The 10,391-nt window shown below is 60.6% G+C and carries 10 protein-coding genes, 1 tRNA gene and 1 pseudogene; 6 read left to right on the forward strand and 6 right to left on the reverse strand.

Annotation, left to right across the window (positions count from 1 at the left end; translation table 11 throughout):
- Positions 1-127 precede the first annotated feature (127 nt).
- On the reverse strand, positions 128-1,486 hold the full coding sequence (locus tag NKI73_RS32975; RefSeq protein ID WP_352636171.1) for a Ppx/GppA phosphatase family protein: 1,359 nt from the start codon (positions 1,484-1,486) through the stop codon (positions 128-130).
- Positions 1,487-1,872: 386 nt separating this feature from the next.
- Here NKI73_RS32975 and NKI73_RS32980 point away from each other — a divergent pair, with 386 nt between their 5' ends.
- The 3 genes from NKI73_RS32980 (at position 1,873) to NKI73_RS32990 (ending at position 3,979) form a co-directional block, all read left to right on the forward strand.
- Entirely contained in the window at positions 1,873-2,805 is a 933-nt protein-coding gene (locus NKI73_RS32980; protein WP_352636173.1) for a lysylphosphatidylglycerol synthase domain-containing protein, read from the forward strand.
- A gap of 175 nt (positions 2,806-2,980) precedes the next feature.
- A tRNA-Gln gene (locus NKI73_RS32985) sits at positions 2,981-3,054 on the forward strand.
- A 262-nt stretch (positions 3,055-3,316) separates the two neighbouring features.
- Positions 3,317-3,979 (forward strand): MT-A70 family methyltransferase, encoded by a 663-nt coding sequence (locus tag NKI73_RS32990; protein WP_352636175.1) that lies wholly within the window; start codon positions 3,317-3,319, stop codon positions 3,977-3,979.
- Between the two features lie 3 nt (positions 3,980-3,982).
- Here the strand turns inward: NKI73_RS32990 and NKI73_RS32995 are convergent, their stop codons facing one another.
- The 3 genes from NKI73_RS32995 to NKI73_RS33005 form a co-directional block, all read right to left on the reverse strand.
- Positions 3,983-4,789, reverse strand: a complete 807-nt coding sequence (locus NKI73_RS32995; RefSeq protein ID WP_352636177.1) for a BglII/BstYI family type II restriction endonuclease — start codon at positions 4,787-4,789, stop codon at positions 3,983-3,985.
- A gap of 66 nt (positions 4,790-4,855) precedes the next feature.
- Complete coding sequence (locus NKI73_RS33000) at positions 4,856-5,317, reverse strand: type II toxin-antitoxin system VapC family toxin (RefSeq protein WP_352636179.1); 462 nt, start codon at positions 5,315-5,317, stop codon at positions 4,856-4,858.
- On the reverse strand, positions 5,314-6,408 hold the full coding sequence (locus tag NKI73_RS33005; protein ID WP_352636181.1) for a hypothetical protein: 1,095 nt from the start codon (positions 6,406-6,408) through the stop codon (positions 5,314-5,316). The genes NKI73_RS33000 and NKI73_RS33005 overlap by 4 nt, the downstream gene beginning before the upstream one ends.
- Positions 6,409-6,660: 252 nt before the next feature.
- Between NKI73_RS33005 and NKI73_RS33010 the strand changes: the two are divergent.
- Both NKI73_RS33010 and NKI73_RS33015 read left to right on the forward strand, forming a co-directional pair.
- Positions 6,661-6,868, forward strand: a pseudogene (locus NKI73_RS33010) (hypothetical protein); the annotation flags it as partial.
- 16 nt (positions 6,869-6,884) lie between these two features.
- Positions 6,885-7,505, forward strand: coding sequence for a hypothetical protein (locus NKI73_RS33015; protein ID WP_352636183.1), 621 nt, complete (start codon positions 6,885-6,887; stop codon positions 7,503-7,505).
- A 33-nt stretch (positions 7,506-7,538) separates the two neighbouring features.
- On the opposite strand, the gene NKI73_RS33020 is transcribed toward NKI73_RS33015, so the two are convergent.
- A complete protein-coding gene (locus NKI73_RS33020) occupies positions 7,539-8,225 on the reverse strand; it encodes a D-lyxose/D-mannose family sugar isomerase (RefSeq protein WP_352636185.1) in 687 nt (228 codons plus the stop codon).
- A 177-nt stretch (positions 8,226-8,402) separates the two neighbouring features.
- Here NKI73_RS33020 and NKI73_RS33025 point away from each other — a divergent pair, with 177 nt between their 5' ends.
- Complete coding sequence (locus NKI73_RS33025) at positions 8,403-9,461, forward strand: D-TA family PLP-dependent enzyme (protein ID WP_352636187.1); 1,059 nt, start codon at positions 8,403-8,405, stop codon at positions 9,459-9,461.
- Positions 9,462-9,510: 49 nt separating this feature from the next.
- Here the strand turns inward: NKI73_RS33025 and NKI73_RS33030 are convergent, their stop codons facing one another.
- Positions 9,511-10,275 (reverse strand): heme ABC transporter permease, encoded by a 765-nt coding sequence (locus tag NKI73_RS33030; protein WP_352636189.1) that lies wholly within the window; start codon positions 10,273-10,275, stop codon positions 9,511-9,513.
- Between the last annotated feature and the right edge of the window lie 116 nt (positions 10,276-10,391).

Consider the following 10,391-nt stretch of genomic DNA (forward strand, 5'->3'; position numbering starts at 1 on the left):
GCGGGGGGGCGGTGGTTTTTTAAAACCCCCCCCCCCCCCCCCCCCCCCCCGCCGTGGGGGGTTTTGGTGGCCCCGCGAAGCTCGACGGAGTGGGGGTCGACTGTTCACCAAAGCAACGCTTCCGGGTTCATGCTCTGCCACGCCCATCATTGCGCCAGACGCCGTCATCGGCCATCAGCTCGCTCAATATGCCTTCGCGCAGGCCACGGTCGGCGACGCGCAATCGTTCCGATGGCCATACCGCGCGGATCGCTTCGAGGATAGCACAGCCGGCCAGCACCAGATCGGCGCGATCCGCCCCGATGCAAGGGTTGGCACAGCGCTGCTGGAAATCCCAGCCGACCAGTCGTTCGACCATGCGGTCGACGCTGTCGCGGTCCATCCATAGCCCGTCGACACGGCGGCGGTCGTAGCGTTCGAGGTCAAGGTGAACGCCGGCCAGCGTCGTCACCGTGCCCGACGTGCCGAGCAGATGGAAATTCGGGCTCGTCTTGAGATGGCTCAGCCGGTCGCGGCCGTCGAAGCTGGCCAGCCGGCCGGCGACGTCGTCGACCATGGCGGCGAAGATCTCGCGCGTCACCGTGCGGCCACCGAAACGCTCGGCCAGCGAGACGACGCCGACCGGCAGCGACGTCCACGACACGATATGGTTGGCGAGCCTTGGCGAGCGGCGGCCGGCGAGATCGATCAGAGCGATTTCGGAGGAGCCGCCGCCAATGTCGAACAGCACGACGCCTTGCGTGTCGCGCTCGACCAGCGAGCCGCAGCCGGAAACCGCCAGCCGCGCTTCGGTCTGGCGATCGATGATCTCGAGCTTCAGGCCGGCTTCGCGCTCGACGCGGTCGAGGAACTCGACGCCATTGTCGGCCGTGCGGCAGGCTTCGGTAGCGATCAGCCGGGCCTTTCGGATCTTGCGGTTGCGCAATTTGTCGCCGCAGATCTTCAGCGCCTCGACCGCGCGGTCCATCGCCGGCTGGCCGAGCCGGCCATTGGCGGTGAGCCCCTCGCCCAGCCGGACGATGCGCGAAAAGGCGTCGATGACGCGAAACTGGCCATGCCGCGTCGGCACGGCAACCAGCAGCCGGCAATTGTTGGTGCCGAGGTCGAGCGCGGCAAACACCGGAAGTTCGTGCACCGGCGGCCGACGGGCGCCCTGTTCGAAGCGCACCGGCGCAGCTGCGGGCGAGGCCACCGATTCCGCCGGTCTGTGCGCCTCCGCCGCCGGGGCACTGGTTTTGCCTGGCGCCGGCGATTGATTCTCCGTGGGACGCGCTTCGTCGCGCACAAAAACCTTGCGCCCGCGCCTTCGCTTGCGCCGTTTCTTGGGCTTGCCTTTCTGGGGCGCGTCGCCCGCCTGCCCGTCGGCGGAGCGGCGCTCCGTCGGGCGGCGTTGCTGCCAGCTGGCGGTCCCCGGGCCAGATGACCCCAGGGAAGTGCTGGACGCGCCCACCTCCGGCGCGCCGGCGCCGGTGTCGTGGTCTTCCACTGTCGTTCCTTCCGGCGCCGCGCGAACCGATGACGGACGCAGCAGGCGCTTCAGTGTTTTAAGTTGCCATCAGACTAACAGTGCCGCGCCCGATCACCAAGAGCCGCGTGCCGAATTTTGCCGGCTGGGCCAGCAAACCGCCATTCCCTGAGCATTGCGTAATGTGTCCGCAAGGCTTGGTTGCTAGCGCAACGCCTGCCGGCGTCCCTTTCAGCCGCTTGCAAGAAGGACAAATCCTGCCGGTTGCCGCCGCGAAAAAGCGTTCGCGGTTGAATAGCCGGCTTCAATGAGGCATTTCTGAAATGGGTGGAAGAATCCGGCGCAGCCGGTCTCCTCCCATCACCAACAGAAAAGGAAGCGGACCCGCAACGCATGGCAATCAGTCAATGAACTGGAGACGCTATTTCTGGCCGGTCGTCGGTATCGCGGCGGTGATTTTCTCACTGCTGCTGCTCTGGCACGAATTGCGCGGCATTTCGCTCGACGATGTCTGGGACGGCATATCAGCCATCCCTGCTCGCGGCTGGATACTCGCCGCACTGTGTTCGGTCATCGCCTATGCCTCGCTCGCCGGCTACGACCACATCGCGCTGCTGCATATCGGCAAGAAAGTCTCGTGGCTGTTCGTCACGCTCTGCTCCTTCACCACCTATGCGCTGTCGCACAACATCGGCGGCTCGGTATTTTCCGGCGCCGTCGTCCGCTACCGCGCCTACGGCACCAGGGGCCTGAGCGGCCAGGATGTCGGCGTGCTGGTGGCGATCTGCTGGATCACCTTCGTGCTGTCGACGATTCTCGCCTCCGGCCTCGTATTGGTCTTCGAGCCTGAGATCCTCGACCGGTTTTCCGGCATTGCCCATCACGGCCTGTCGAAGGCAGCCGGCATCGCCATGCTGATCGTGGTCGCCGCCTACATCTTCGGCAGCTGGCTGCATCTGCGCCCGCTGAAGATCGCTGGCTTTCAGCTGCACTATCCGGCGCTGCCGATCGTCGCCAGGCAATTGCTGATCGGCCCGATCGAACTGCTGGCGGCCGCCGCGATCATCTTCTTTGCCCTGCCCGCGGCCCACAATCCCGGCTATTTCGTCGTGCTGGGCGTCTTCCTCGTCTCCTTCTCGATCGCGCAGATCTCCCACGCCCCGGGCGGTCTCGGCGTCTTCGAAGTGGTGTTCCTCGCCGGCCTGTCCGACATGGAGCCGGTCGGCGTGCTGGCGGCGCTGCTGGTGTTCCGGCTGTTCTACCTGATCATCCCGCTGTTCCTCGGCCTGGGCATCGTGCTGCTCTTCGAGCGCTCGCAGTTCAGCCGGACAGAAAGCTGAGCACGAGATTGAACGCGGAGCCGGGCGCGACCTTTGAAACGCGGCATCTGAACGGGCTGACGAAACCTGCCGTTTGAAGCGCTCAGCAGGCTTGACTATTTTCCGCTGGCGGCTACAAGGCAGCGCTCACAGCGGCTTTGGCCGCTCGGCCCGCACGGTTCATGACCCTGCCTGCTGGGGAATAGGTTAACGGTAGACCCACGGACTCTGACTCCGTTAGTCCTGGTTCGAATCCAGGTTCCCCAGCCACATCATCCTCTTAAGTCAGTTGGCTCGACTGTCTAAATTCCCGTGATCAATCTGTCAGAAACGTATCATGGCGTTGACAGGAATCAAAAAATAGAACATAAAGAGAACATGCAGAGAGCATTCTATGTGCGCTCTGTGTTTCCACAAGGACGACGTAAGCTGGATATGGTAGTCCCATCTTAACCATGGGGCGCTACTTTCGATTCTATCAGACGGAGCCCTGCTCTGTGTTTTTGGAAGTATGTGGGCAGCAGGAGATATCATGCTCAACCGAGTTGACACCGATCCCTCACCGTCGAACGACTTCCTGACATTTACTGCAAAGCGCAAGTTCGCAACAATCATGGCGGACCCGCCATGGCAATTCGTCAACCGCACTGGGAAGGTCGCTCCTGAACATAAGCGGCTCTCCCGGTATGGCACTATGGCGCTGCCGGACATTATGGCGCTACCCGTCGCGCAGGCATGCGCTCCGACTGCGCATCTCTACCTTTGGGTCCCGAATGCCCTGCTTCCCGACGGCTTAGCTGTGATGAAAGCTTGGGGGTTTCAGTACAAGTCCAACATCGTTTGGCATAAGATTCGCAAAGACGGCGGTTCTGATGGTCGCGGTGTTGGTTTCTACTTTAGAAACGTGACCGAGCTCATTCTGTTTGGTACGCGCGGTAAGAACGCCCGTACGCTAGACCCTGGCCGGTCACAGGTAAACTATTTGTCCTCCCGCAAGAGGGAGCATTCTCGCAAACCGGATGAGCAATATCCTCTCATCGAAAGCTGCTCTTCAGGCCCCTACCTTGAGATGTTTGGCCGCGGCGTGCGCTCCGGTTGGGCCACTTGGGGTAATCAAGCGGGTGAGGACTACGAGCCGACTTGGAAGACGTACGGCTACAACTCGGCCACCGACCGCGTTATAGCCGCAGAGTGAGTCTCATTCCGGTGTAACGACACCTTCTTTCATTAGTGCTTGTTCTTCGTCGGCGATCTTTTCAAGCTCGATGTTCTCATCGAATGTCACGATGCTTGCCGGGAGTCCAATGAGCAGCAAGGGACATGGGTTACCAACGCCACGATTGACTCTGTCCTCAAGCTTTGACCAGTGCGTTGTGGCGGCCCCGTATTTGTCCGAGACAAAGTGGGTTGCCCAAGCTTCCTCGAATGACATGCCCGCGTTCTTGATTCGCTTGTCGACTTCCTTCTTCTGCCGGGCAGTTCGGGCCATCCCGAATGCCTCGACAGCTTCATGGGAATTCAGAGCCCTTTCCTGCGTGAAACGATAAACCATCTCCCGCATTTGATCCTGCATAGACGTACCGCGCGTGATGATGACGCCGACCGATATCGCCCCATCAGCATGTAATCTTTTGAAGTTTTCAAGATCGCGGTCGTAGAATGGGTCTTTGTTGTTCCACTCGATCTCGCATGCGATCACTCCCGCCTCAAAAATTTTCACATGATCTATCTCGTGAGAGATCGCTTCTCTCGCCACACCGTTAATGCGCTTTTCGACCGTAAAATTCAGCTTCGTCCATCCGCGATCGGCGAGCGCACGCCGGAGGCGCTGGGTCCCTTGCGTCTCGCCGCCTCCGGAGCCAATGATCTCCTCAATCGGAATCGACAACCCCGCTATCGCGTCCTCAAGCTCATCTATTGCATCTGGAAAATCGACGCTCAGTATAGCTCGAGCGTGCGAATGGATTTCGACCTGGAAGTCGCGGTCAAGGAGCTTCTGAAACATCTTATCCTAGAGAGCGATTTGTATGGCGAAAGTACCATAGGCCGAAAAACGCGATCAACGAGCGCTTCATTTAGACACAGGAGCGTCGATGGGGAGGACGGCAGGAGGAGTCGTAACCTTAGGTGGCGTGATCAGCGCGACGGCTGGGAAGTAGCTAACGAAATCGCGAGAGTTGTCCGTCATCAGCGGCGCATTCTCGACCTCGGCAATCGCACCGATGAAGAAATCTGGAAGCACTCCCGACTTCTGCTGCCCCTTAGTTCGGCCCCGGTACTCCTTGAAGGCGCGTCCAGCCCGGAATAAGGCGGCGTCCTTCGTTGGGTATCGCTCCAACCCCAACGCCTCGATCACGGAGTTGACCTCGACCACATCCTTCATCGTTACAGTGATCTCGGAATAAACCACATCCGATATGACGGCCGGGCCCTGCGTCTTCCTCACAATGAGTTCGTTTACTGACCAAACATGATTGGGCTCTTTGTCGTTGATGAGCGCGATCACAATGTTGCTATCCAGGAAAGTCGTCATTCCCCCCTCGTCAATTTCATGAGTTCTTCGGCGGTCATTGTCGGGCTCACACCGTTTTCCTTCAGCTGGGCGAGCGCAACTTGGGTCCTGCGCTTCACAAACTCCTCTAGATCGAACTCCTCAAGCTCGTCCGGAGACAAGTCTTCGAACCCAGCATACCTTGCGAGCATGGCGCACGCGGCAGGAATGCTTTTTAGGATACGGGCATTTGTCTTATGAACCGCACCCCTGGGGCGATGATCGTTGGCCGCGAAGTACTCAACATCCGGAAGCAGAGTGTTCGTACGGTCTTTGACCGCGTCTTCTGAGAACCTTTGCCGACCGCCACAGGCGTCGTAGAGGGCGACGAGATGCCTGATAGCCAGCTCCTTTTCGAGCGTGATTTTTCCCGTCAGTTGGAGAAACCCATATCTGTTCAGCAAACGCACATATTGAGACGGCGATGTAGATTCCTCATCGAGCAAGCGTTCTTCGACAATTCGATCCAGGGCGAGAAACAGGCAGTCTACCCACCACCTTTCAATGTGAGGCGTCGGGAAGTCACGCAGTCTGCCCCCGATGAAGAGATAGTTGAGGTTGGTTGATAGTTTCCGAGTTGTTTCGGCCCTATAACGTGAGTCAGCTTTCACGAACCGTTCAATGTCGTCGGCATTTACCGTCCTTGTATTCCAATCCAGGCTTCCCGCTACACGCTCTCGGATGTAGGCATTCGCCCAAAGGGCAGGCCGACGCTGCTCCCGCCTCGCCCCCGTCCATTTGCCCACAAGGCTGAGATTGAACGAGAACAGGGCAAGCATGTCGAAACGCTTCGAATGATCCCAGTTTATCGCCTGAAATACCAACTCATCGGCACAGAGATAATCCACGCCGCGAACAGTCTTGTTGAAAAGGAAGAAATTGATGGGGATGTAGTCGGGTCGGCCAGCCGACCGCACTCGCTTCCTGAAGTCTTCCCGAGCAACGTCCTGCATCTGGCCGTCGAAGCCAAGCCGAATGATTTCGTATAGCTCCAGCAACCCCGCCGAGGATCTACCCCAGCTGAAGTTCTTGGTGAAACTTCCCGGTCTCCAGATTTCTGCTTCGTCGGCCATGCGAATCTTGAGTATGCTCAAGACCGACCGTAGCCGTAAAAGGTTAAACTTCAACTGGGCGTTTGCATTCGAGAATGAGTTTACTCAGGGTCGTAAAATGGTCGGAAAGAAGCGTGCTCCACGGGAAGCCATCCTCATGTGGCCGCAAAGTCGCTATGCATTTGCCCGGCGCGCGTAATCGGCACACACTGATCGCTATGACTCTGTCCAGGGCGTCACGGCGCCGAAAGGCCAAGGCTTGGGTGAGACCTCATGGATCTCTCCAACCTCGGCACCTACCGCCGCCTCATCTCCACCCTCACGGCGGAAAGCTAGCGCTGGTTCGATATCGGCCTCAACTGATGCTACTGCTTCAACCATGAGGAAGGAGCGCTTTGAGAAGGCACTCGAAACGGATCCCGACTGCGCTTTTGTGCATTGGGGTATCGCCTATGCGGCCGGGCCTTTCTACAATCTGACCTGCACGAGGCGGCATAATGCCCACTGATAGCCAGTTCATTCTCGAAAGCATCAGCCAAGGCTGCGTGATGCTTGCTGACGACGAGTTCGTCGTCGACAGGCTGGTGAAGTATTTCGGCAATGGGAGGATCCGATGGCACGTCGAATTCCGTGGGCATCGCATCGAGCTGACGACAGGCCAGCTTAAGAAGCAGCCTACCTTCCGCCGGAAGATACTCGAACAGGCTGGTGTGCTGCCGCCCCAGCGTGCCGGGACCAACTACAGGCGATGGGCACTCGATCTGAGGAAGAATGCCGTCGAGCTTCCTTGGCGGGATAGGCCGGTCGATGTCGGTTTCGCCATCGACAGGCTCACCAGCCATGGGGATGAGCGCTGGACGGTCGAATACCAAGGCAAGGCAATCAAATTCACGACGACCAAACTCCGCAGGCAGGTTAGTTTCCGAAAACGCATGCTGGCCAAGGCCAAGGTGCTGCCGCCCCAGCTGGACCCGGCTGCCTATCGGAAGTGGATAGACTGGCTCATTCAAAACGCCACCGACCCGCAGGCCGGCGATGCCTTGATGACGGAGAAAAGTTGGCTTGACGACCTGCCAGAGCTAGCCGGCTGGCAAAACGGGGACGGCCCGACATCCTAGTTGCCCGCGCGATTCCCGTGCCCGCATTGCCCCTTATCCCAGCCATTTCTCATAGTCGGATACCAGCAGGTGCACGGGGGCGACATCCTCGTCGATGTCTGCAAAGCGGCCGATAGGCTCGCGAAACACATTGTCGGTGAGATCGTCATTGACGGTGGACACCTCGCCGATCAGCACATCCTTGCCTTCGGCCCAGAAGGCATGCCAGACGCCGGGCAGCAATGTGACGCTCTGGCCCGGGTCGAGCTTCAGGAGCCCACCCGCCGGCAGCCTGTGGATCGTTCCGTCGACAGGCACCGACACTTCGGCCTTGGGATCGATACCGCCGTCGCGATCGTGCATGAACAGTTCCAGCACCAGCTTGCCGCCACCACGGTTGATGATGTCCTCGGCCTTGATGTTGTGGCGGTGCATCGGCGACAGCTGGTCCTTGCGCGAGATCATGATCTTCTCGGCATAGAGCATGCCCATGCCCCTCTTCATGTCCTCGTAGCGGCCGTTGCGGACGGTAAACAGGAACAGGCCGAGATCCTTGAACTTGCCCTGCCCGTAGTCGGTGATGTCCCAGCCGAGCCGCGAGGTAAACACGGCCGCGGAGTCGACCTGGCGCGCCTTCATCTCCTGAGGCGACCAATAGGCGAAGGGCGGCATGATGTAGCCGAACGAACGGATGAAAGCGTCGGCTTCGCGGATGATGTCGTTGATGGCGGAGCGTTTCATGATCATGATCCTTCGTATGGATTTGTCCGGCAAATCGCATAGCCGAACGCCGTTCCGGTGTCGATCCATTTGCCGCCTTGCGCCGGCCCATGGACCACAGATCGGGTCCGCTGGCCGCGTGACATCGCACCCATTCGAGGTCATAACCGCTGCGGATTTCTCACAGAGTGACAGCTGATGCCGACCATCCATGATCTCGACACGCCGTCGATCCTGATCGACGCCGCGCGCGCTGAAGCCAACATTGCCCGCGCCCAGGCCCATGCCGACAAGAACGGGCTGAAGCTCAGGCCCCATATCAAGACGCACAAATTGCCTTACTGGGCGAAGAAGCAGGTCGCAGCCGGCGCCGTCGGCATCACCTGCCAGAAGATAGGCGAGGCGGAGGTGATGGCCGACGCCGGGCTCGCCGACATTTTTCTCCCCTACAACATCCTTGGCCGCGCCAAACTGGAGCGGCTTCTGGCGCTGCATGGCCGTATCACCTTGTCGGTGACGGCGGACAGCCTGGAGACGATTGAGGGGCTGGCCGCCACCTTCACCGATGCCGGCCATCGCCTGCCGGTGCTGGTCGAATGCGACACCGGCATGGGCCGCTGCGGCGTGCAGACGGCGGATGAAGCGGTTGCGCTGGCAAGACAGATCGACAGAGCCGGCGGCCTCGCCTTCGGCGGGCTGATGACCTACCCGGCCGCCGGCCGCGCCGCGAAGGCAGAAGCCTGGCTTGCCGACGCCAAGCAGACGCTTGCCGCATCGGGTCTCGCCTGCGAACGCATCTCCAGCGGCGGCACACCGGACATCTGGCGCTCGAGCGAGGCATCGGTGGTCACGGAGTATCGTCCCGGCACCTACATCTATCTCGACCGCTACCAGGTCGCCAAGGGCGTCGGCAGCCTCGACGATTGCGCGCTGACGGTGCTGTCGACGGTGGTCAGCCATCCCACGGCAACACGTGCCATCCTCGATGCCGGCAGCAAGGCACTGTCTAGCGATACGCTCGGGCTCGCCGATTTCGGCGAACTGCTCGGCATTCCGGGCGCGCGGGTGACGGGCTTGAGCGAGGAGCACGGCACCGTCACGCTTTCGGGCGACGGCAAGTTGCGCATCGGCGAACGCGTGCGCGTCGTGCCCGACCATTGCTGCGTCGTCACCAATTTGTTCAACGAGGTCAATCTGATCGAGGGTGACACGGTGCTGGAAACGCTGCCGGTAGCGGCGCGCGGCCGGATGGGGTGAGAGCGACCATCTACGACTTCGCGACGCCGGCGGGAAGGATCGCGACGCGTCAGTTGGCGGGCTGCTCCGCCTGCCGTGCCGCGACGCGGCGCATGGCGATGACCCGGCGGCGGCGGATTTCGGTGCGCATCGCCATCAGGTGCAGTGCAAAGAACAGCACGGTGAAGCCGAGCGCCATCACCAGCAGCGGCCAGAGCAGGCTGGAATCGATGGTCGAGCCGCCCATGCGGAACACCGAAGCCGGCTGGTGCAGCGTGTTCCACCAGTCGACCGAGAATTTGATGATCGGAATGTTGATGAAGCCGACCAGCGTGATGATCGCGGCGGCCCAGGCGGCGCGGCTTGCGTCGTCGAGCGCGCGGGTCAGCGCAATGATGCCGAGATACATCAGGAACAGCACGAAGACCGAGGTCAGCCGCGCATCCCAGACCCACCAGGTGCCCCACATCGGCTTGCCCCAGATCGAGCCGGTGATCAAGGCCAGCGCGGTGAAGACGGCGCCAATGGGGGCTGCCGATTTCAGCGCGACATCGGCCAGCGGATGCCGCCAGACCAGCGTACCGAGCGCCGAGACCGCCATCAGCGTGTAGCACATCATGGCGAGCCAGGCGAAAGGCACGTGGATGTACATGATGCGAACGGTGATGCCCTGCTGGAAATCCTCCGGCGCGGCGAAGCTCATATAGAGCCCGACGGCGAGGACAAGCGCGGCGATCGCCGCGAGCCATGGCACGACCCTGTCGGCCAGCCCGACGAAGCGCGTCGGGTTGGCAAGATCCATCCAGCCGGTCAGGCGTGAAGTCGTGTCGCTCATGCGGCCTTACATAAACCGCCGATGCGTTTGGGGCAATCGACGGGCGGAGCCGGGCCAGGGCAATCGCTTCGGGTTAACGGGAGGTGCGTATGGGATGCGAATGTGATTCATGAGGG

The organism is Mesorhizobium sp. M0496, from assembly GCF_040321205.1.
In the GTDB taxonomy this organism is placed as follows: Bacteria; Pseudomonadota; Alphaproteobacteria; order Rhizobiales; family Rhizobiaceae; genus Mesorhizobium.